General features: G+C 71.5%; 18 protein-coding genes. 11 read left to right on the top strand and 7 right to left on the bottom strand.

Annotated elements, in window-relative coordinates; all coding sequences use genetic code 11:
* Positions 1-17 precede the first annotated feature (17 nt).
* Entirely contained in the window at positions 18-2,207 is a 2,190-nt protein-coding gene (locus tag DZA62_RS26680) for an MMPL family transporter (RefSeq protein WP_116951990.1), read from the bottom strand.
* A 33-nt stretch (positions 2,208-2,240) separates the two neighbouring features.
* Complete coding sequence (locus DZA62_RS26685) at positions 2,241-3,035, bottom strand: alpha/beta fold hydrolase (RefSeq protein ID WP_116951991.1); 795 nt, start codon at positions 3,033-3,035, stop codon at positions 2,241-2,243.
* Positions 3,036-3,209: 174 nt separating this feature from the next.
* Here DZA62_RS26685 and DZA62_RS26690 point away from each other — a divergent pair, with 174 nt between their 5' ends.
* Entirely contained in the window at positions 3,210-6,398 is a 3,189-nt protein-coding gene (locus DZA62_RS26690) for a BTAD domain-containing putative transcriptional regulator (RefSeq protein ID WP_116951992.1), read from the top strand.
* Positions 6,399-6,476: 78 nt separating this feature from the next.
* Here DZA62_RS26690 and DZA62_RS26695 read toward each other — a convergent pair whose 3' ends face one another.
* Both DZA62_RS26695 and DZA62_RS26700 read right to left on the bottom strand, forming a co-directional pair.
* Complete coding sequence (locus tag DZA62_RS26695) at positions 6,477-7,097, bottom strand: TetR/AcrR family transcriptional regulator (protein WP_116951993.1); 621 nt, start codon at positions 7,095-7,097, stop codon at positions 6,477-6,479.
* Positions 7,098-7,113: 16 nt separating this feature from the next.
* Positions 7,114-8,319 carry an acyltransferase family protein gene (locus tag DZA62_RS26700; RefSeq protein ID WP_116951994.1) on the bottom strand — a complete coding sequence of 402 codons (1,206 nt, stop codon included), beginning with the start codon at positions 8,317-8,319 and terminating at the stop codon, positions 7,114-7,116.
* A gap of 271 nt (positions 8,320-8,590) precedes the next feature.
* On the opposite strand from DZA62_RS26700, the gene DZA62_RS26705 reads away from it, so the two are divergent.
* From DZA62_RS26705 to DZA62_RS26740, 8 genes are all read left to right on the top strand, one after another.
* Entirely contained in the window at positions 8,591-9,835 is a 1,245-nt protein-coding gene (locus DZA62_RS26705; RefSeq protein WP_116951995.1) for an MFS transporter, read from the top strand.
* A 692-nt stretch (positions 9,836-10,527) separates the two neighbouring features.
* Positions 10,528-11,739 carry a GGDEF domain-containing protein gene (locus DZA62_RS26710; protein ID WP_232827611.1) on the top strand — a complete coding sequence of 404 codons (1,212 nt, stop codon included), beginning with the start codon at positions 10,528-10,530 and terminating at the stop codon, positions 11,737-11,739.
* A 27-nt stretch (positions 11,740-11,766) separates the two neighbouring features.
* Positions 11,767-12,009 (top strand): hypothetical protein, encoded by a 243-nt coding sequence (locus DZA62_RS26715; RefSeq protein WP_198664228.1) that lies wholly within the window; start codon positions 11,767-11,769, stop codon positions 12,007-12,009.
* An 87-nt stretch (positions 12,010-12,096) separates the two neighbouring features.
* On the top strand, positions 12,097-12,534 hold the full coding sequence (locus tag DZA62_RS26720) for a VOC family protein (RefSeq protein WP_116951997.1): 438 nt from the start codon (positions 12,097-12,099) through the stop codon (positions 12,532-12,534).
* A gap of 59 nt (positions 12,535-12,593) precedes the next feature.
* Positions 12,594-13,040: a nitroreductase family deazaflavin-dependent oxidoreductase gene (locus tag DZA62_RS26725; RefSeq protein ID WP_116951998.1), complete on the top strand. Its 447-nt coding sequence runs from the start codon at positions 12,594-12,596 to the stop codon at positions 13,038-13,040.
* 126 nt (positions 13,041-13,166) lie between these two features.
* Positions 13,167-13,748, top strand: coding sequence for a sugar O-acetyltransferase (locus tag DZA62_RS26730; RefSeq protein WP_116951999.1), 582 nt, complete (start codon positions 13,167-13,169; stop codon positions 13,746-13,748).
* Positions 13,749-13,757: 9 nt separating this feature from the next.
* Complete coding sequence (locus tag DZA62_RS26735; RefSeq protein ID WP_116952000.1) at positions 13,758-14,333, top strand: TetR/AcrR family transcriptional regulator; 576 nt, start codon at positions 13,758-13,760, stop codon at positions 14,331-14,333.
* A gap of 54 nt (positions 14,334-14,387) precedes the next feature.
* Positions 14,388-14,972: a hypothetical protein gene (locus tag DZA62_RS26740; RefSeq protein ID WP_116952001.1), complete on the top strand. Its 585-nt coding sequence runs from the start codon at positions 14,388-14,390 to the stop codon at positions 14,970-14,972.
* 603 nt (positions 14,973-15,575) lie between these two features.
* Here the strand turns inward: DZA62_RS26740 and DZA62_RS26750 are convergent.
* From DZA62_RS26750 to DZA62_RS26760, 3 genes are all read right to left on the bottom strand, one after another.
* Complete coding sequence (locus DZA62_RS26750; protein WP_116952073.1) at positions 15,576-15,959, bottom strand: DoxX family protein; 384 nt, start codon at positions 15,957-15,959, stop codon at positions 15,576-15,578.
* A 92-nt stretch (positions 15,960-16,051) separates the two neighbouring features.
* Complete coding sequence (locus tag DZA62_RS26755) at positions 16,052-17,593, bottom strand: alpha-N-arabinofuranosidase (protein WP_116952002.1); 1,542 nt, start codon at positions 17,591-17,593, stop codon at positions 16,052-16,054.
* A gap of 310 nt (positions 17,594-17,903) precedes the next feature.
* Complete coding sequence (locus DZA62_RS26760) at positions 17,904-18,698, bottom strand: alpha/beta fold hydrolase (protein WP_157987935.1); 795 nt, start codon at positions 18,696-18,698, stop codon at positions 17,904-17,906.
* 120 nt (positions 18,699-18,818) lie between these two features.
* Here DZA62_RS26760 and DZA62_RS26765 point away from each other — a divergent pair, with 120 nt between their 5' ends.
* Both DZA62_RS26765 and DZA62_RS26770 read left to right on the top strand, forming a co-directional pair.
* A complete protein-coding gene (locus DZA62_RS26765) occupies positions 18,819-19,685 on the top strand; it encodes an SDR family NAD(P)-dependent oxidoreductase (protein WP_116952004.1) in 867 nt (288 codons plus the stop codon).
* 253 nt (positions 19,686-19,938) lie between these two features.
* Complete coding sequence (locus DZA62_RS26770; protein ID WP_116952005.1) at positions 19,939-20,592, top strand: DUF1345 domain-containing protein; 654 nt, start codon at positions 19,939-19,941, stop codon at positions 20,590-20,592.
* The last annotated feature ends 85 nt before the right edge of the window (positions 20,593-20,677 follow it).

Consider the following 20,677-nt stretch of genomic DNA (forward strand, 5'->3'; position numbering starts at 1 on the left):
TTCCCGTTGGGGTGGTGTCACTCGGTTGGTCTCGGGGCGGTGGTGACGGGCACGTCGGCCGGTGGTGGGGGCGAGTCGTCCTCCTCGTGGAGACCGTGGCGTTCGTAGAAGCGTCTCAGCGGGGCCGGCGCCCACCAGTTCGCGGTGCCGAGCAGGCGCATCGTCGCCGGTACGAGCAGGGCGCGGACGATGGTGGCGTCGACCAGGACGGCGATGAGCATGGCCACCCCGACCAGCTTGATGAACGTGATCCCCGAGATGGAGAACAGGCCGATCACGACGAGGATCAGCAGCGCGGCGCTGGTGATGATCCGCCCGGTGCGCTGCAGCCCGACCGCGACCGCCAGGGTGTTGTCGCCGGTCCGGTCGTACACCTCGCGGATGCGGGACATGAGGAAGACCTCGTAGTCCATCGACAGCCCGAACACGACCGCGAGCACCAGGATCGGCTGGGTGGCCTCCAGCGTCCCGGTCGAGGTGAAGTCGAGCAGGCCGGACAGGTGGCCGTCCTGGAAGATCAGGACCAGGGCGCCGAACGACGCGCCGAGCGACAGGATGTTCATCACGATCGCCTTGACCGGCAGCACGACCGACCCGAAGGCGAGGAACAGCAGCACGAAGGTCGCGCCGACGACGATCAGCGCCATCCAGGGCAACAGGTCGCCGATGGCCTCGAGCTGGTCGGCCAGTTCCGCCGTCAGCCCGCCCACCAGGACGTCGCCGCCGGGCGGCGCCGGGACGTCCCGGATCTGGCGCACCAGGTCGCGGGTCTGCGCCGAGATCGGGTCGCCCGCGTAGAGGACGGTGACCCGAGCGACCTCGCCGGCTTGTGCGGTGACCTCGGCCGCGGTCACGCCGTCGACGGCGCGGACGTCGTCGACGTAGCGCTCGAGGCCGGCCTCGTCGCGCGCGGTGACGATCGCCTCGATCGGCAGCTGGCTGTTCTGGACGAAGTCGCGGTCGACGGTCTCGGACACCACGCGGCTCTCGGTTCCCTCCGGCAGCACCCGGGGGTCGATGCCGCCGAACTCGACGCGCAGGAACGGCGCACCGGCGAGCAGCAGGACCGCGAGCACGGCGACGGCGTAGGTCACCGGCCGGCGCATGATGCTGTGCGCGAGCCGGTACCAGAACCCGTGCTCGCCCCGGACGGGGGCGACGGGGTCGGCCGGCGGACGGCGGCGGAGCAGCCGACGCACGGAGAGCGCGTCGACCCGCCGGCCCAGGACCGCCAGCAGCGCAGGCAGCACCGTCAGCGCCGCCACCATCGCCACCAGGACCGCGGACAGCCCGCCGAACCCCATCGACCGGAGGAACGCCATCGGGAAGATCAGCAGACCGGACAGCGAGATCGCGACGGTGACGCCCGAGATCGCGACGGTGCGACCGGCGGTGGCCATCGTGTGGGCGATCGCCTCCTCGACATCCCGCCCGCGCGCGATCTCCTCCCGGAACCGCCCGGTCATGAACAGGCCGTAGTCGATCGCCAGGCCCAGCCCGAGGATCGTCACGACGTTGATCGAGAAGACGGAGACGTCCGTCACGTCGCTCAGCCCGCGCAGGGCGGCGAAGGCCCCGACGATGGCCAGCACGCCGATCGTCAAGGGCAGGCTCGCCGCGACGACGCTGCCGAAGACGATCACCAGCAGCACGAGGAGCACCGGGATGGAGATCGTCTCGGCGAAGGCGATGTCGGCCGCGACCCGCTCACCGATGTCGCGGCTGACCGCGGTGATGCCGCCGACCTGTGTCTGGAGGCCGGGCGCGGCCAGCTGGTCCTCGATCTCGTTCAGGCCGTCGATGCGCTCGGCCTCGTCGCCGGCCAGCGTCAGGACGGCGTAGGTGGAGCGCCGGTCCTCGCTGACCAGCGCCGGGCTGCCCGTGCTCCAGTAGGTGGCGGCCGCCGTCACGACATCGCCGGGCAGGCCGTCGAGCGCGTCGGTGACGGCCTGCCCGTAGGCTGGATCGTCGACGGTCAGGTCCGCGCTGGTGTAGAGGACGACGATGTCGTTGCCCGTCCGGCCCAGGGTCGCCTCGGCGCGCTCCAGTGCCCGCGAGCTCTCGCTGGCCGGGTCGTCGAAGCCGCCGGTGATCAGCGCGCCGAACACCTGCGTACCCCAGATCCCGCCCAGGACGACGAAGACGGTCGCGGCACCGATCACCCACCACCGGCGGCGGAACATCGTCCGTCCCCATCGCGCGAACATGGCTCGTCCCCGTCCCCGAAGTCCCGCCAGAGGTCAGGACGCGGCGCGCTCGATCAGGGCCGCCGTCGCCGCCGGTTCCGAGATCATCGCGACGTGCGAGGCCTTGACCTCGCGGACGTGCGCCCCGGCCCGCTTGGCCATGAACCGCTGGGCCGCGGCGGGGATCACCCGGTCGTTGCGGGCGACGAGGTACCAGGAGGGGATGGTCGCCCAGGCGGGTGTGCCGGAGGGCTCCCCGAGCGTGCGGGTGTCGGCCGGGCGCTGCGTCGCCCACATCAGGTCGGCGGTCGCCCGCGGCAGGTCGCCGGCGAACACGGGACGGAAGGCGTCCTTCTTGATGTAGCCGTCGACGCCGGTGGCGTAGGGACGGAAGTCCAGCGCGGCATCGTTCAGCTCGCTGCCCGGGAACTGTGTCTGCAGCCCGAGCAGGGTGTCGCCCTCGTCGGGGACGAACGCGGCCACGTAGACCAGCGCCTGCACCGCGGCGTTGCCGGCGGCGGCGTTCGTGGTCACCATGCCGCCGTACGAGTGCGCCACCAGCACCAGCGGGCCGCCGAGCGTCGCCAGGACGCTGGCCAGGTAGGCGGAGTCGTCGGCCACGCCACGCAGTGGGTTCGCCGGGGCGATGACCGGGTAGCCGGCCCGGAGCAGCCGCGCGGCGACGTCGTTCCAGCCCGAGGCGTCGGCGAACGCGCCGTGCACGAGCACGACGGTCGGCTTGGGCTTGGGACTCGGCCGCGAGTGCGCCTGGGCCTCCGGTGCGGCGAGCAGCGCACCGGTCGCGACCGCGGCCGATCCGGCCAGCAGCGTTCGGCGGGTGGTGGTCATGACATGGTCCTTTCGGGCTGGTCGGCTCGGCGGATCGAGGGCCAGCGTAGGGAGCCGTACTTGACATCCGCGGAATGCCGCAGGACGGGGACTGAACAGCGACTTCTCGCCGCGTAGACTCTGCGCAGCGCATGGACGGGAGAGGGTCTCGACTCGTCGGGGGGTGTAGCTGGTATGGACACGTCACCGTCTCCTGTCCACGCGGGTCGCCGGGGGCAGCACGTCAGCGCCGGAGAGCTGCGGCTGCAGATCCTCGGGCCGTTGCGGGTCTGGCGCGACGGAGCCGAGGTGAGCGCGGGGCCGCGGCAGCAGGCGCACCTGCTGGCACTGCTCCTCGCCCAAGCCGGCCGGCCCGTCAGCACGAGCGACCTGGTCGACCTGATCTGGGGCGAGGACGTCCCGCCGTCGGCCCTCAACATCCTGCAGAAGTACGTCGGGGCGCTGCGGCGGCTGCTCGAGCCCACGCTGCCGGCTCGCGGGCCGGGTTCCTACCTGCTGCGACGCGGCAACGGCTACCTCTTCGACGCCGCGCTGGGGACTCTCGACGTCGTGACCTTCCGCGACCTCGTGGCGCAGGCCAGGCTCCGGCTCGCGGAGCAGCGCCCCGACGCCGCGCTGGATTCCTTCGAGGAGGCGTTGGGTCTCTGGCGCGGCCGGGCGGGCGGTGGGCTGGACCGCGGGTCCGGCGCCACGTCGGTCTTCGCCGCGCTCGACGGAGAGTTCTTCGACGCCTGCGTGACGGCGGCCGAGCTCGCGTCGTCGTGCGGCCGGCCCGAGCGTGTGCTCCCGCCGTTGCGGCTCGCCGCGGCCATGGAGCCGTTCCACGAGGCGGTGCAGGCGAGTCTCGTCTCCACCCTGGCCGCCACGGGTCAGCAGGCCGAGGCGCTGGCGGTCTTCTCCGCCGTACGCACCAGGCTCGCGGAGGAGCTCGGCATCGATCCCGGACCGGCGTTGCTGGCCGCGCACGACCGGGTCCTGCACCCGAACCCGTCCCCGTCACCGCCCGCCGTCACCGAGGACGAGCCCCCGAGCGGACTGGTCGGCCGGGCCGAGGAGTTCGCGGTACTGCGGCGGGCGGTCGAAGCGGCGCTCGCCGGCGGCACCGGGCTCGTCGTCGTCGAGGGCGAGCCCGGCGTGGGCAAGACCCGGCTGCTCGAGGAGATCGGCGCCGACGCGAGCCGGCGCGGCGCGCTCGTGGTCTGGGGCCGCTGTCTCGACGGCGACGGCACACCCTCGATGTGGCCCTGGACGCAGGCCGTCACGGCGGTCCTCGTCGAGCTGCCGGCAGCCGTGCAGGGGGAGTGGACGGTCGGAGAGCTCGGCCGCCTCGTTGAGCCGCGTGGCGTCTCCGCGGCACCGGTGCTGCCTGACAGCGGTGCTCAGTTCCGCCTGTTCGAGTCCACCGTGGCCGTCATCGGGCAGGTCTCGGCACGGCGGCCGGTGGTGCTCGTGGTCGACGACCTCCAGTGGGCCGACGTCGCCTCGCTGCAGCTGTTCGGGCACCTGGCGGCTCGGCTGCCTGACGGCGTCGTGATCGTCGGCGCGCTCCGCGACCGTGCGCCGGTGCCCGGCTCCGACCTGTCGCGGATGCTCGCGGCGACGAGCCGGCTGCCTCATCACCGCCGGATCCGACTCGGCCCGCTCGGCCCGAGTGAGGTGACCGAGCTCCTGCGCCGCGAGACCGGCCAGGACCCCGTACCGGAGGTCGCGAGCAGCATCCACGCCCGCACGGCGGGCAATCCCTTCTTCGTCCGGGAGCTGGCCCGGCTCCTCTCCGACGACGGCCTGCTCAGCGAGGAGGCCGCGGCGCGGGCCGGCGTGCCTTCCACCGTGCGCGACGTCGTCCGCGATCGGATCGCCGGCCTCGACGACGACGCCGAGGGCCTGTTGCAGATCGCCGCGATCATCGGCCGCGACGTCGACCTCGCCCTGCTCGCGCGTGCCGCCGGCATCGACGGCCAGACCTGCCTCGACCGCCTGGCACCGTTCGAACCGCTCGGCCTGCTCGAGTCCATGCCGGAGGACCCGTTCTCGTACCGGTTCGCGCACGATCTGGTGCGCGAGTCGGTTACGGCGGCCACCCCGCAACGGCGGGTGAGCCAGCTCCATCTGCGGGTCGCGGATGCGCTCGAGCGCATCGACGCCGATGCCGACGCCGAGCGCTTCGCCCATCACCTGTGGGCGGCCGGGCCGCTCGCCGATCCGGCGCGAACGGCGGATGCCTTGGTGCGCGCGGGCCGCCGCTCGGCCGCCAAGCTCGCGTTCGAAGCCTCGGAGCGACAATTGCAGTCGGCCGCACAGGTGGCGCGGACGGCCGGCTTGCCGGAGCTGGAGATGTCCGCGCTGACCCAGCTCACTGCCGTCAGCGGCATGCGGGCCGGGTACGTCGGCGCCGCACTCGACCTGCTCGAACGGGCCGAGGACCTGGCTCGCTCCCTGGGCCGCGAGCGCGAGGCGGCCGACTTCCTCTTCTCGCGCTGGGCGGCGCACTCCCAGGGCATCCAGCTCGGCCCGGCCGCCGGCCTCGCGCGGCAGCTGCTCGAGCAGGGTGAGGCATCCGCCGATCCGATCGTCCGCGCCTACGGACTGAACGCCTGGGGCATCCACCAATGGGACGTCGGGCACATCGGTGCGGCGTACCGGTACCTGAGCCGGTCCGATCCGACGCTGCTCGAGAACGTGGCACAGGGCGAGGAACACCCGCTCCGGCGCGACCTGCGGCTGCTCTGGCCCGTGATGCTGGCGATGATGACCGCGCTGCACGGCGACGTCGGCACCGCGTGGCGGCACTTCGACACGCTGGAGTCCGCTGCGCGCGACGACCCCTACGTGATCGCGGTCTGGGCCGCCTTCGCCGTGACGGTCGCGGCCCTGTCCGGTGACCCGGAGCGTGCGCTGCGCGTCGCCGAGCGGGGGATCGCCACCGACCCCGAGTACTCCTTCGTCTTCCTCGGCAGCTACCAGCGGCTGGCCCGGTGCTGGGCGCGCGCCGTCACCGGCGACGACCCCGCCGGCGCCGCGGCGGAGGCCAGGAGGATCGTCGACGCGACGCTGCTCGACCCGCCCCGCTCGGGTCTGGCCACGTGGTACGCCCTGCTCGCCGAGATGTGGCTGGCTGCGGGGCGACCGGACGAGGCTGCCGCTGCCCTCGACCGGGCCGAGACGTTCCTGGCCGCCTACGGCCAGCGCTACCCGGAAGGCCTGGTGCTCCTGCTGCGGGCGCGGCTCCTGGCCGTCCGGGGCGAGCCGGCCGCCGTCGTCCAGGCCGCCGCCGAACGGGCTCGGGCGGTGTCGCTCACGCGCGAGGCCCACTTGTTCGTTCGCCGCGCCGACGAGTTCGTGGCCGGCCTGAGAACATCCTGACATCTGACTTCGGCGGCTTACGACCACACGTCGTGCTGTTCGCGCTCACCGGCCTGGCACCGACACGATGAGCGGGGGTCAGTCGTCGTGGGGTGGGAGCAGGCCGTGCTGAAGCAGGTGCTGGTTGGCCGCGCTCCGGTCGGCCAGGGTGGCCGGTTCGAACGGGTCGGCGCCCAGGACGACCTCGAGTGCGGGTTCGAGCAGCAGCGGTCCGAGTACCAGGAAGAGCACCTGGTAGGCGGCCCAGCGGCGGCTCTCGGCCGGGAGCGCGCCGGTGTCGGCCGTCAGCCGGTCGAGTTCGCGCCCGGCGCCGCGGACCAGGCGGCCGAGCAGCTGGGCGGCCCGCTCGTCGCCGTCGACGAGCACGCGTCGCAGGTAGCGCCGGCGGCCGCGGTCGGCGCCGAACACCAGCGCGGCCGCGCGGCCGGCCTCGGCGAGGGTCCCACGACCGGCGCCCTCTTCGCGGGCGGTGGCGAACGATCGCGCGAAGGAGCCGAGGACGTCCTCGTCGACGGCCTCCCGCAGGCCCGCCTTGGAGGAGAAGTGGTAGCGCAGCAGCGCGTGCGAGACGCCGGCCTCCGCGGCGATCTGCCGGGTGGTCGTGGCCGCGTAGCCCTGGTCGGCGAAGAGCCGAAGACCCGCGGTCAGCAGCGCCGCCCGCGCTTCACCGCGGTCCGGTCTGCGTGCTGTGGCGGCCACGTCTGGAGACTAGTGTTCACAGGATCGCCCGGACGCCCGGGGTGCGGCGCAGCACGAGGGCGGCGGCGACGCTGAGCGCGAGGCCGGCGCCGGCCACGACGACGAACCGCGCGCTCGCGCCCAGCGGCGTGTCGGCGACCAGGTACTGCAGGCCGACGACGACCGGCAGGTGCACGAGGTAGATGGCGAACGTGGCGTCCGCGGCTGAGCGCTGCAGGCGGCTGGTCCCGTGGACGTGGTTGCGGAAGATCACCAGCATGCCCAGGGCGTAGCCGACGCAGAGCACGGTGTCGTAGCCGGACCAGACGAACGACCCCAGGTTCGCCCCGCCGGGCTCGAAGAAGCCGGTCAGGTCGTCGCGGAAGGCGACGTACACCGCGCTCAGCGCGACGGCGGCGGCCAGCCAGGCGTAGCCGACCCGCGATGGCAACGTCTCCAGCCAGCCACGCCGGTACGCGAGCACACCGGCGACGACGAACGGGAGGTGCTGGGCCAGATCGGCCGGTTCGGTCTGGATGATCTCGGCGACCGGCACCCACTCGTCGACGGGGTACCAGATGCGCACCACGGCCGTCCCCGCCGCGACGACTGCCGCGAAGCCGAGCACCGCGCCTGCGCCGATGCGCTCGGGGACCGGGCGCACCGCGACCAGCGGTGCGCCGCGGCGCGCCCGGACCCGTTCGGCGACGGCGCGCCAGGCGAGGTAGAGCAGCGAGTAGACGAGCAGGTGCTGGATGAACCACAGATGCCCGAACTGGCGGTCCGGCCAGATCGGCCCGCTCCAGCCGGTCGGCTCGTCACCCTCGCCGAGGTAGACGTTCCAGTAGTAGTCGGCGAACCCGATCGAGCCGTGGTCCCGGAAGTTCAGGTAGTAGGCGTACATCAGCACCGGGATCACGAGGAAGAAGCCCACCAGGATCGGCCCGCCGAGCTTCTTCAGCCGGGGACGCACGTAGGGCCGCTCCCGTCGCCGGTCCACCGCCCTGGGCAGGAAGTAGGCCGCGATGAGGAAGAACAGGCTCATCTTGAACGGCGCGTTGAGGACCGCGAAATCCTCGATCCAAGCCGCCTTCGGCTGGTCCTCCACGTACCACCAGTCGACGGGGCCGTAGGCCTGCGCGGCGTGGTGGACGACCACCAGCACCGACAGGCCGATCTTGATCGAATCGAGGTAGTGGATCCGGCTCGTGGTCCGGGTGGCGCCGGCGATCGTCGCGGTCATGACCCTCTTCCTGTCCAACTGGACAGGGAACGTAACCGGCGATGATCACTCCTGTCCAACTGGACAGGAGTGATGATCGTCACCGCCCCTGCGACCGCTGTGGTTCCACCTGCCGGAGGCGATGACGGCGGCCGGCGCCGAGGAGCGCCGGAACCGCGTCGTGCCCGGCGACACCCGGGTGGTCGGGCGGGCGGCAGGGCCGTGCGCGGGGCCGTCCGCGACCACGGCCCCTCACTATGCGCAATGCTCGTGGTCGTGCACACTCGTGCCAATGTCCGACTCGCCGGCCTCGTTCGCTCAGGTGCTTGCCGTGCCGCAGTTTCGCCGGCTGTGGATCGCGCATGTGCTCTCCGTGGTCGGAGATCAGCTGGCCCGGGTGGCCCTGACGGTGCTGGTCTACGAGCGCACGAACTCGGCCGGGCTGACCGCGTTGACCTATGCGCTCACCTACCTGCCCGACTTCATCGGCGGCGCCGCGCTGGCCGGTCTGGCCGATCGGTTCCCGCGGCGCAGCGTCATGGTCTCCACCGATCTCGCCCGGGCCGCGCTGGTGGCTGCCATGGCGGTCCCGGGGATGCCGCTGCTGGCGCAGGCGGCCCTGCTGTTCGTCGTGCAGGCCGCGGCGAGCCCTTTCGCCAGCGCGCGACAGTCGGTGCTCGCGGACATGCTTCCCGGGGATCAGCTCACCGCCGGGTTCGCGCTCGTGTCGATGACCTCGCAGGCGTCGTTCGCGATCGGGTTCGGCGCCGGCGCGGCCCTGGTGGCGCAGTTCGGCGCGAGCGCGGCCCTGCTGGTCGATGTCGTCACGTTCGTGGCGTCGGCGGCGATCATCCGGGTGGGCATCGGGCCGTACCGGCCGGCCGCCGCGGCCGAGTCACCGGCGCGCGGGGCGGAGCCACCGGCGCTCGGCTACTGGGCGACGGTACGGGCCGGGTGGGCCGTGGTGGCCGGCGACGCCCGCCTGCGTACGCTGCTGGCCGTCGCCTGCTGCAGCGGCTTCTACGCCGTCCCGGAAGGGCTGGCGGTGCCGCTCGGCGACCAACTGGGCGATGGGACGGCGGCGGTGGGCTGGTTGCTGGCGGCCAACCCGGTCGGCACCGTGCTCGGCATGATCGCGCTGCGGTTCCTCGGCCCGAGCCGGCGGCTGGCGTTGCTCGGGCCGATGGCCATCGGCAGCAGCCTGATCCTGCTGCCGACCGGCTGGGCGCCCGGCCTCGCCGTGACGGTGGTCCTCTGGACGCTGAGCGGGGTGCTCTCAGCGCATGACATCGTCGCCCAATCCACCTATGTTCGCCTGGCGCCGGCACAGAGCCGCGGACAGGCGATCGGGGTGGCCGTCGCCGGGCTGCGGGCAGCCCAAGGCCTCGCGATCGTCGTCGCAGGTCTGCTGGCTCAACTCGCCGACCCGGCGGTGATCGTCGGCGCAGCCGCCGCAGCAGGCACGGTGGTGACCGCCGTGGCGGTCCACCGGTGGCGGCGCGCGGTCGCGGCCGGTCCGGGGTCACTCACGCCGTAATCGCCGATTCCATCGGCGGGATTGCACCTCGCGTACGTCAGTCCCAGGAGTTGCCGCGCATCGTGGTCACCTCTCTCGGTGCTCGTGTGGGTCGGTACCGGTCGTCGGGTGTCAGTCCCAGGAGTTGCCGCGCATCGTGGTCACCTCTCTCGGTGCTCGTGTGGGTCGGTACTGGTCGTCGGGTGTCAGTCCCAGCTGTTGCCGCGCATCGTGGTCACCTCTCTCGGTGCTCGTGTGGGTCGGTACTGGTCGTCGGGTGTCAGTCCCAGCTGTTGCCGCGCATCGTGGTCACCTCTCTCGGCATCGTCGTCGTGGGCTCAACGTGGTACTCGTCGGTCAGTCCCAGCTGTTACCGCGCATGACCACGCCCTCCCTTCGACGTCGAGGCCGGGCAGGCGCCAGTTCGGTCCGAAGCGGACCTGGCGAGTGACTCGGTGCTCGCACCTTCGCTCCCAGCCGTGGTAGCGGGCGGATTCCGGCTGACTGAGCCGCCTTCGTCCATTTTGTGTCCTACGTGTTGGTTACACTGTGCCGCACGTCCTCACACATTGGGTGAGCGGAGCCCGCCGGGCGGAGGCGCCGTGCGTTTGAGATCTTGGTTTCGGGGCTGGGCGCTGTGGCGCACGCCCCGGCCGAGTCGGCTCCTGATTCTGGCCATCAACGCCCTGGCGGTCATCGTCGCGGGCGTGACCATGGTCCTCGTTCCGGTCCCGATCGGGCCGGTCGACCTGGTCCGCTTCGGTGTGCTGGCCGGCTGCGCGTGGGCGGCGACCGAGCTGACCCGGCATGTCGAGCAGCGGCGGGCGATCGCGCATTCGCCGACGGTCGCCCACATCGACTCCGCCGCGGTGTGGGTCATGGCCACCACCATCGTGCTGCCGCCAGCGTTGGCCATGACCATGGTCGTCCTGACGAACCTGCTGCTCTGGGACCGCGTCAAACGTCGCAGGACGCCTCCGTACCGAGCCGTCTACACGACCTCGACCATCCTGCTCGGCACCAGCCTCGCCGTCATCATCCTCGCCACCGGCCTGGGCGGCTATCCCGGCCTGCCCACCACGGCCGTCGACTTCGGCGTCATCGCTCTGGCCGCCACCGTCGCCTGGGCGGTGAACTTCGGCCTCATCGTGGCCGCGATCGCCACCCACAGCCCCACCACCTCGGCCCGCGAGCTGTTCTCCGACCTCTCCGGTCAGGTCCTCGAGGCCGGGGCCGCCGCGTTGGGCGTGCTCGTCGCCGTCACCATCGTGACCACGCCGGCGGCCATGCCGGCGGTCCTGGTCGTCATCGCGGCGCTGCACCGAGCCAGCCTCGTCACCGGGCTGGAGAAGGCCGCGAGCATCGATGCGAAGACCGGCCTCGCGACTTCCGCCCGCTGGCATCACCACGCCGAGCGACTGCTGGTTCGCGCACAGGATGCCGGCACCGGGTTGGGTGTGCTCATCGTCGACATCGACCACTTCAAGATGGTCAACGACACCCACGGCCACCTGTTCGGCGACAAGGTCCTCCGGGCCGTCGCCAACGAACTGCGTGGCGAGGTGCGCGAGCTCGACGCCTGCGGACGATGGGGCGGCGAAGAGTTCACCGTGGTCGTCGCCGACATCGACAGCGACCAGAGCCTGTGGCGCATCGCCGAGCGGATCCGGCTGCGCATCCAGACCGTCATCATGGACGCCCCGTCCGGCGAGACCGCGGATCCGGTGACGATCACGGCCTCCGTCGGCGGCGTCCATCACGTCCCCGACGCCTCGACGACCGTCGACGACCTCGTCGCCGCGGCAGACGCCGCGCTGTACGAGGCGAAGCGAACCCGCAACACCAGCCGCGTCTACCTCACCAAGGCGCAACCCCAGCAGCCCACGATTCCGGTGCAGGAACGCACCGACCCGCCAGTGCACTGAGAAGAGCTGTGGCGCAACCACCGCTCGATGCGCGACGAACGCCGACGCAGCGGGAGCGCGGCCGGCCGCGAGCACACGAACTCGGTGAGTACACCTCGCTCGCCGTCCCTGCTCGACACCCGCCTCGTCGACGAAGTCCGGATGCTGGTCTGCCCGACGTCACGCGGCAAGGGAACGCGCCTCTTCCAGGACCGGCGAGACCTCTCGCTGATCGAGGCCACCGCGTTCGGGAACGGCGTGGGACTCCTGCGCTACGAGATCGAGAACTGACCGCGGTCTTGGGGTGAGAACGTGTCGAGATCGCAGCCTCGGCTCCGTCCCAGCATCGAATCAGACAGACGAACTTCGGAGGATCACATGGCGCACGTACGACGTTTCGACCACGTCGGCATCACTGTCGCGGACCTCGCCTCGGCGACGGCGTTCTTCGTCGGACTGGGTCTCGAGGTCGAGGGCACCGGAACCGTCGAGGGCGAGTTCGTCGAGACCGTCTGCGCCATCCCCGGCGCGCACTGTCAGATCACGATGCTGCGCACTCCCGGCGGATTCCGGCTGGAGCTCTCGAGCTTCCTCGCGCCCGGCCACGTCCCCGGATCGCCCGCGGCGATGGCCAACGAGGTGGGCCTGCGCAACGTGTCGTTCGAGGTCGGCGACCTCGAGGCGGCCGTCGATGCCGTCGCCGCGGAGGGGTATGGACTCGTCGGCGGCATCGGTGAGTACGAGAACAGCGTCCGGATGGCCTACGTGCGAGGGCCGGAAGGAATCATCGTGTCCTTGTTCGAGCAGATCGGCTGACACGCGCGAGCAGTTCCACGTGCTCCGCACGCGACATCGAAACGGAAGGAAACGCCGACGTGGCTACCGCCGCTGATCTCGACCGTGCCACCGACTCACAGTGGGACTGGGTCGCCGAGCAGACCCGTACGTACCTCACCTCGGGTGGATCCGAGGGCCATGAAGCGAACGGGCTGCGCATGCTCGTGCTCGTGGCGACCGGACGCACCAGCGGGCAACCACGCCGCACCTGCCTGATCTACGGCACGTCCGGGAACGACTTCGTCCTGGTCGCCTCCAAGGGAGGCGCCGACGAGGATCCGGACTGGTTCAAGAACCTCGAGGCAGACCCCAGCGTCGGGGTCCAGGTCGGCACCCGCCGCTTCACCGGCCGCGCCCGGCTGGCGTCTCCGGCCGAACGCGAGGCCCTCTGGCCCCAGATGGTGCGCATCTTCCCGTTGTACGGGGACTACGCCGACAAGACCGACCGTCAGATCCCGGTCGTCCTGCTCACACCCCAAGACTGATCTCACCCCGTCGACGCACACCCGTCGTCGGCCCCGGCCGCGGACAACTCGAGACCGCAGCAGAGCCGGGACGGGAGCCTGCGCGGTGCCGAAGTCGCGACGCTGATATGTACGATCGTACGCATCATGGCTGTCGACTACTTCGCGGACGACCCGCGCACGCAGCGCGAGCGGATGCTCGCCGGAGACCTCTACATCGCGGACGATCCCGAGCTCGAGCAGGCGATGCGGCAGGCGGCCGTGCTCGCCGACCGGTACCACCGGCAGAGCCTGGCCGGCGACGCCGCCGCACGCGCCACACTCGCAGAGCTCGTCGGCGAGCTGGGAGAGGACGCCGTGGTCCGGCCGCCGATCTTCGTGGACTACGGCTCGAACCTGTCCATCGGTCCACGGACCTTCGTGAACTACCAGCTGACCGCCCTCGACGTCGCGGTGATCCGGATCGGCGCCGACTGCCAGATCGGCCCGAACGTGCAACTGCTGACGCCCACCCATCCGCTCGAGCCGCAGCCGCGGCGCGACAAGCTCGAGGCCGCCCGCCCGATCACCATCGGCGACAACGTGTGGCTGGGTGGCGGGGTCGTCGTATGTCCCGGCGTGACGATCGGGGAGAACTCGGTGATCGGCGCCGGCGCGGTGGTGACCCGCGACGTCCCTCCGAACGTCCTCGCCGCCGGGAACCCCGCCCGCGTCATCAGGGAGCTCTGAGCCGATCTGGTGGCTGGGGACGGCGGGGGCAGGGCGGCGCGGTCCCGGCGCCACGACCCGCAGCGCCGGGACCGGATCGTCGCGGCCTGCCTGGAGGTGATCGCCGAGCACGGTGTCGCGGGCACGTCGCACCGGCGGGTGGCCGCGGCCGCCGACGTGCCGCTGGGCTCGATGACCTACCACTTCTCCGGGATGGACGAGCTGCTGCGGGCGGCGTTCGGCCGCTTCGCGTCGTCGGTGGCCGAGCGGTTCGAACGGCGGCTGGCCGCCGCGGCGACGGCCGCGGACGCCCGGCAGGCGGTCGCGTCGATCATCGTGGGCGAGGTGTTCGGCAGCCGGCGTGACCTCGTGCTGACCCACGAGCTGTACACGCTGGCAGCGCGGGAGCCGGCCTTCCGGGCGGTGACGAACGCGTGGATGCGCCGCAGCCGTGCTGCTCTGGAACGGCACTTCGACACGACCACCGCGCTCATGCTGGACGCCTTGATCGAGGGCCTGACCATTCACGAGGCGCTCGGCACGCAACCGCGCGATCCCGCCCTCGTCCGCCTGGCCGTCGACCGGCTGGCCGGCCAGCCGGAATGAGCTGGCGTGGTGCTCGGACTCGGGGGTGCCGAGCCTGGGGCACAATGGCGCGCGATGGACGTCACGACGTACGCGAACGCCACGGTGCTGTGTCGCCGGCTGGCGGGCAGGCTGTCCGACGGGGTTCTCGAGGCCGTCCGGGTGTACTACTTCGTCGGTGAGGGTGAGCTGGCCGATGCGTCGTTGCTGCTCGGGCTTGCGATGGAGGACGTCCAGATCACGCCCGCGGAACGGGATCTGATCCGGGCCGTGGTCGCGGATCCGCGTGCGGCGGAGTTCGAGGATCTGCGTGTGGTGGATGAGCCGGACGTGCCGGTGTACGACTTCGGGCAGGTGGGGCCGCCGGCCGCGCCGGACCCGGCTCGTGCCGATGACGTCCTGGCGGTCGAGGCCGGCAGGCATCGGGTGATCAGCCTGCATCGTGCTTGGCGCAGTTCGAGGGACGATCCCGGAACCGGGACGTGGGTCTACGTCGCGGTGGTGGGCGGTTCCGCCGATGAGCTGGGTGTGCACTCGGCGCTGAGCTCGCGGCTGGGCGTGGCGGTCCGGGTGGCGTGGCCGATCGAGGTGGTGACGGCGGTCGGCGAGCCGGGCTCGTACCAGCACCGAGCGCTGGCCGGCGCGGTGCGGGTGTCCTGAAGCGGGGAGGCCCACGGCCGGGTGGGCAGACGCCTCCCACGCTTCGCTCTCCTCGGCTGTCGCGATGGTGGCCATGAGGTCGCGATCGTCGAACGCCCGCCCCGGTTGATCAACGGGGCGGGCTCGGCCCGGACGCTCGAGCGTCCTGGCCACGGCATCGGTCACGGCGGCTGCCAGTTCGTCGAGGTCGGCCGTCCGGGCGCCACGACCCCTTAGGTCGTGGGGTGGCGCAGATGGACGATGTAGGGAAGTCCTGCTGCGCGGTGGCGTGCGACGGCGGCGCTGATGTCGAGCATGCGGACGAAGGCCGGTGTCCCTCCCTGCATCCGGCTTCCTCCCGAGGCCGGTAGGCCAGGCCAGGACCCCCGGCAGGCCCGACCGGGTCGCCGTGGTGCGTCCGGCCGCGCGGCCGGACGCACCACGGCGGCGCAGATCACGCCGGCGCTCCTCCGCGACGCGGTGACCGGAACCGCGTTCGTCGACGACATCGACCTCGTCGCCGAGCCGGAGGACCCCAAGGACCTGTTCGGAATGTGCTGCTCGCCCGTCCCGGTCGGCTGAGCACGACGAGGACGTCCGCGACGCGGTGATCGCCTCCGCAGGTCAGCCGGTGAACGACTCGGGGCCGAAGCGGCCCCAGGCAACGAAGGCGGCCAACGCGAGGTAGACCAGGTCGCCGGCCATCGTGGCCCGCTCGCCCCGGCGCACCCGCATGATCACCGCGCCGGTGAACAGCAGGACGAGCCCGGTCGCAGCCAGCGGCACCAGCACCGGCGCGACGTCGAGCACGGCGGGCAGGACCAGGCCGGCGGCGGCCAGCAGCTCGACCGCTCCGATGGCCTTGAGGGCGCCGGGACTGAAGTCCAGGACCCACTGGGCGAACGATCCTGACGCGGCCATCGTCTCGCGAGGCACGACCAACTTGGCGCTGCTGAGCACGCACACGACGGCCAGTACTCCGGCGGAGATCCACAGCGCGACGTTCATGTCCACTCCCTGTTCGAGGCCGTCAGTACCCCGGACGAGACAGGACCCGGTTCTGTGACAACCCAGCGATGCTCGCCGCGGCGCGGACAGGCTCAGGCGAGCTGCAGCTCCACCGTCGCGTAGGAGTGGGCCGGGAGTTCGATGAGCAGGCCGTGGCCGTAGGTGCGGTCGTCGGGGGTCACGTCGTCGAAGTCGCGGACGGTGACGGTGTCGGGGGCGGCTGCTGTGTTGTGGTCCTGGAGCTTCGCCGCGGTGAGGATCCGGGCCGAGTGGGTGGTGACGGTGCGGCCGCGCAGGTCGAGCAGGACGGTGGCCGGTTCGTCGGCGTCGAGGTTGGTGAGCGAGACGAGTGCGGTGTCGTCCTTCGTCGAGGCCGAGACCGACAGGGTCTCCAGTGTGGTGATGCCGACGTCCCGGCGGGCGTCCGGTGCGTCGAGGTGCACGGCGAGGGAGGCGGCGTCGTGGTGTGCGGTGTTCATCGCGAACACGTGGTAGGTCGGGGTGAGGACGAGGGCGCCGGAGTCGGGGTCGGTGAGGATCATCGCCTGCAGCACGTTCACGGTCTGCGCGATGTTCGCCATGGAGAGCCGGTCGGCGTGGCGGTGGAAGGCGTCGAAGTGGACACTGGCGACGAGTGCGTCGCGCAGGGTGTTCTGCTGGTACAGGAAGCCGGGATGGGTGCCGGGTTCGACGTCCCACCAGGTGCCCCACTCGTCGAGCACGAGGCCGACGGTCTTCTGCGGGTCGTAGACGTCCATGACGGCGGCGTGCCCGCGGATGATCTCCTCGACCTTCCGTGCCTTGACCATGGTCGTGTAGTAGGCGTCGGTGTCGAACTCGGTCGCGCTGCCCTTGTGCTGCCAGGGCCCGGTCACGGTGTAGTAGTGGAACGAGACGCCCTGGAAGTAGTTGCGTGGTTCGTTACCGCAGCTCAGGCAGCTGATCGTCTTCATCAGTGCCTCGGTCCAGGCGTAGTCGTCGTCGGACGCGCCGGCGGCGATGCGGTACAGCGTGTTGCCGCTCTGGTCGCGGCAGTAGGTCGCGTACTGGCGCGCGAGGTCGGCGTAGGCCTCGGCGCGCAGGTTGCCGCCGCATCCCCACGGCTCGTTGCCGAGGCCCCAGAACGGCACCCGCCAGGGCTCGTCGCGGCCGTGCGCACGGCGCAGGTTCGCCATCGGGGACTCGCCGTCCCTCGTGAGGTACTCCACCCACTCGCTCATCTCGCGGACGGTGCCGGAGCCGACGTTGCCGCTGACGTACGGGTCGGCGCCCAGCAGCTCGCACAGCGCCATGAACTCGTGGGTGCCGAAGTGGTTGTTCTCGACGACGTCGCCCCAGTGGGTGTTCACCATCTGCGGGCGCTGCTCGCGCGGGCCGATGCCGTCGCGCCAGTGGTACTCGTCGGCGAAGCAGCCGCCGGGCCAGCGCAGGTTCGGGATCCGCAGCGCGCGGAGCGCCTCGACGACGTCCAGGCGAATGCCGCCCTCGTTCGGGAGGCCGGAGTCCTCGCCCACCCAGAAGCCGCCGTAGATGCACCGGCCCAGGTGCTCGGCGAAGTGGCCGTACAGGTGGCGGCTGATCGTGGGTCCGGTGACGTCGAGGTCGATGACGGCGCGGGCAGGGGCGCGGGTCATGGGGCTCCTAGGTCGTTGTTGCCACGGGTGTGGTGGTGAGGACGATCGACGTGGCCCGCAGGGCGGGCTCGCGGTGCTGAAGCCCCGCGGCCGCCGGCCGGTCCTCGACCGATTCCTCTCGCGAACACCGCACCTTTATCGTTAAATATCGCTGTGGCGACGAAGCTATCGCAGCGCGACGAGATGTCAAGGCCCCTCGGCCCACATCTTGAGAACGCTCACAATTCGACGGGGTGCGACCGGTGTGCGCGCGGTGATCGCGCCTGGTCAGGCGCCTGCTGCCGGCCGATCAACCTCGTCGTCGGTGTCGTCAGCGCCTGAGCCATGGCTGCGCGACGAACGCGGCGATGTCGGCGGCGACGCGTTCGGGCCGTTCCCACAGGACGAGGTGGCCGGTGCGCTCGTACGTCACCAGGCGGCTGTCGTCGATCGCCGCCGCCAGCTCGTGCGCCTGGCCGGCGGGGAGCACGTCCTCCTCGGCTCCCCAGAGGATCAGCGTGGGGACGGTGACCGGGCCGGTCCGGATCGGAGGCACGGCGGCGACCAGGCCGTCGATGACGGCGCGCCAGACGCCCGTGGGGATGGTGAGCGCAGCGGTGAGCTGGTCGTCGAGGAACGTCTCCGGTACGGGGGCGTGCAGGGGTAGCGCGCCGTTGAGGGCTTCGACGTCGCCCTGGGTCACCGGGTCGTGGAACGACGACAGCAGCTCGTCGAACGCGGCTGGCAAGGGCTGCCCCAGATCGCTCGGCGCGCCGATCAGGACCAGGCCACGCACCCGTTCGGGATGGTGCACCGCGACCTGCTGGGCGAGATAGCCGCCGCTGGAGGTCCCGGCCAGCCAGCACGCGTCGAGCCCCAGCGCGTCGAGAAGCGCGACCATGTCGGCGGCGGCGTCGTGCAGCGTGTATCCGCCGGCCGGCTTGGCGCTCTCGCCGACGCCACGCTGGTCGGGAATGACGAGCCGCAGGGAGCGGGGGAGAAGCGGCACGAGACGGTCGAAGACGCGATGCGTCTCGCCCCACGCGTGCAGGAGCAGCATCGGTTCGCCGTCGCCGACCTCGTGGACGGCCAGCTCGACACCGGTCGCGAGCATGACTCGGCGCATGCCGTCATTGTCCGGCCGGTCCGCTACCCGCGTCCCAGCCATCCGCGTGGCGATGTCACATCTTCGCCGGTCCATCTCGTCTGGGGTTGAGAGCCAACCACGGAGAGAATCGGAGCAACGATGAGCAAGGTGTGGTTCGTCACCGGATCGTCCCGCGGCCTGGGCCGCGAGTTCGCCGAAGCAGCCCTGTCACGCGGCGACAAGGTGGCGGCGACCGCCCGGAACAGCGCAACCCTGAAGGATCTGGTCGCCACCCATGGCGATGCGGTGCTCCCGCTCGACATGGACGTGACCGACAGGGCCGCCGTGTTCGAGAGCGTGCGCCGGGCCCAGGAGCACTTCGGGCGTCTCGACGTCGTCGTCAACAACGCGGGCTACGCCCTGATCGGCGCGGTCGAGGAGCTGGCCGAGCAGCAACTGCGAGACGTGCTGGAGACCAACGTGTTCGGCGCGCTCCGAGTCGTCCAGGCCGCGCTGCCCTACCTGCGCGAACAGGGCAGCGGGCACATCATCCAGCTGTCGTCCATGGCGGGTCTGTTCGCAGCGCCGCTCGGTGGCGGGTACCACGCATCGAAGTGGGCGCTGGAGGGCCTGAACGACGCCCTCGCGCAGGAGGTCGGCGCATTCGGCATCAAGGTGACGGTGATCGCACCCGGCGGCTTCGCCACCAGACGCGGCGGGGAGAAGCCCGATCCCCTCACCGACGGCGACCAGGCCGACCGCAATCCGATCTACGACGGCCTGCGCCGCCGCATCGCCGAGTTCGTGGACAAGTCACCCGGCGGCGACCCTGCCGCCGCCGCTCGGGCGCTCCTCAAGATCGTCGACTCCGAAAACCCACCCTTGCGGGTGTTCTTCGGCCCTCAGGGCTATCAGATCATCCAGAAGGTCTACGCCGACCGGCTCAAGACCTGGGCGGACTGGCAGGAGCTCTCCGTCGAAGCCCACGGGGCAACCGAACACGACCTCGGGCCCACCGTGGTCTGAGTGGACGGCGGAGCACCGTGCCGATGCGTGCTCATCGGGAGGTGTCAGTGGGCGGCGTCATCCGCGCTCGTTCGCCGACCGTGCCTACAGCGACCTGCTCAGCTTCACGCGAATGCCCCGGGGCGGGCACTTCACCGCCGGCGCCTCGTCGCCGCCACGGTCTGAGGAGCCTGCTGTCCTCGGGCGAGCCGAACACCCGGCCGTTGCCGCTGCCGTAGAGTCGGACCGCCGTGCCACAGGGAGGAGTCGCCGTATGCGGTCGCGGCTCCCGGTCACCGCCATCGCCCGGCTGGCCGGTTCGCTTGCGGGCGGTGTGCTCGCCGGGGTGCTCGTGACCTGGTGGGCCGACGCCACCCTCGGGGCGCTGTCCGCCATCGCCGTCGCGGCCGGCGTCTTCGTGGTCGCGGGCTGGCTGACGTTGTGGTCGCTCGACCCGGAGGCCACCCGGGCCAGCGTGCGTCGCGAGGAACTGCGTCCGCTGGTGGACGAGATGGTCGTGGTCGCCGCGGCGCTGAGCGGACTCGCCGGCGTGGTGGCGCTGCTGGTCATCGGCGAGTCGTCGGCCGGAGGCGCTCCAGCGGCCGCGGCTCTGGCCGCCGTGCTGCTGTCCTGGGGCGCCCTGCACCTGATGTACGCGACGCGGTACGCGTTCCTCTACTACAGCGGCCCGAGCGGCGATTCCGCTGAGGGCGGCGGCATCGACTTCAACTCGAAGGAACCGCCCAGCTATCGGGACTTCCTCTACTTCAGCTACAACCTGGGCATGACCTACCAGGTCTCCGACACCGCGGTGACCAGCACGGCCATCCGGTCGGTCGTGCTCCGGCACTGCCTGCTGTCCTACGCCTTCGGCGCGATGATCCTGGCCACGACGATCAACCTGGTCGTCGGGATCGTCAGCGCCTGAGGCCGGGGCTCACGCGACCGGCGCACGACCGAGGCGAGATGGTGCCTCGCGCGACCCCGGACCGATCGGGTGCCCGCGGAGTCAG

This window comes from Jiangella endophytica (genome assembly GCF_003427025.1).
Classification (GTDB): Bacteria; Actinomycetota; Actinomycetes; order Jiangellales; family Jiangellaceae; genus Jiangella; species Jiangella endophytica.

Coding starts and splice junctions, on each gene's coding strand:
- DZA62_RS26760 (WP_157987935.1), bottom strand. CDS start 18,698: ATGCGCCGAGTCATGCTCGCGACCGGTGTCGAGCTGGCCGTCCACGAG.
- DZA62_RS26720 (WP_116951997.1), top strand. CDS start 12,097: ATGGCGCACGTACGACGTTTCGACCACGTCGGCATCACTGTCGCGGAC.
- DZA62_RS26680 (WP_116951990.1), bottom strand. CDS start 2,207: ATGTTCGCGCGATGGGGACGGACGATGTTCCGCCGCCGGTGGTGGGTG.
- DZA62_RS26710 (WP_232827611.1), top strand. CDS start 10,528: ATGGTCCTCGTTCCGGTCCCGATCGGGCCGGTCGACCTGGTCCGCTTC.
- DZA62_RS26750 (WP_116952073.1), bottom strand. CDS start 15,959: ATGAACGTCGCGCTGTGGATCTCCGCCGGAGTACTGGCCGTCGTGTGC.
- DZA62_RS26700 (WP_116951994.1), bottom strand. CDS start 8,319: ATGACCGCGACGATCGCCGGCGCCACCCGGACCACGAGCCGGATCCAC.
- DZA62_RS26685 (WP_116951991.1), bottom strand. CDS start 3,035: ATGACCACCACCCGCCGAACGCTGCTGGCCGGATCGGCCGCGGTCGCG.
- DZA62_RS26770 (WP_116952005.1), top strand. CDS start 19,939: ATGCGGTCGCGGCTCCCGGTCACCGCCATCGCCCGGCTGGCCGGTTCG.
- DZA62_RS26715 (WP_198664228.1), top strand. CDS start 11,767: ATGCGCGACGAACGCCGACGCAGCGGGAGCGCGGCCGGCCGCGAGCAC.
- DZA62_RS26690 (WP_116951992.1), top strand. CDS start 3,210: ATGGACACGTCACCGTCTCCTGTCCACGCGGGTCGCCGGGGGCAGCAC.
- DZA62_RS26755 (WP_116952002.1), bottom strand. CDS start 17,593: ATGACCCGCGCCCCTGCCCGCGCCGTCATCGACCTCGACGTCACCGGA.
- DZA62_RS26740 (WP_116952001.1), top strand. CDS start 14,388: ATGGACGTCACGACGTACGCGAACGCCACGGTGCTGTGTCGCCGGCTG.
- DZA62_RS26765 (WP_116952004.1), top strand. CDS start 18,819: ATGAGCAAGGTGTGGTTCGTCACCGGATCGTCCCGCGGCCTGGGCCGC.
- DZA62_RS26705 (WP_116951995.1), top strand. CDS start 8,591: ATGTCCGACTCGCCGGCCTCGTTCGCTCAGGTGCTTGCCGTGCCGCAG.
- DZA62_RS26730 (WP_116951999.1), top strand. CDS start 13,167: ATGGCTGTCGACTACTTCGCGGACGACCCGCGCACGCAGCGCGAGCGG.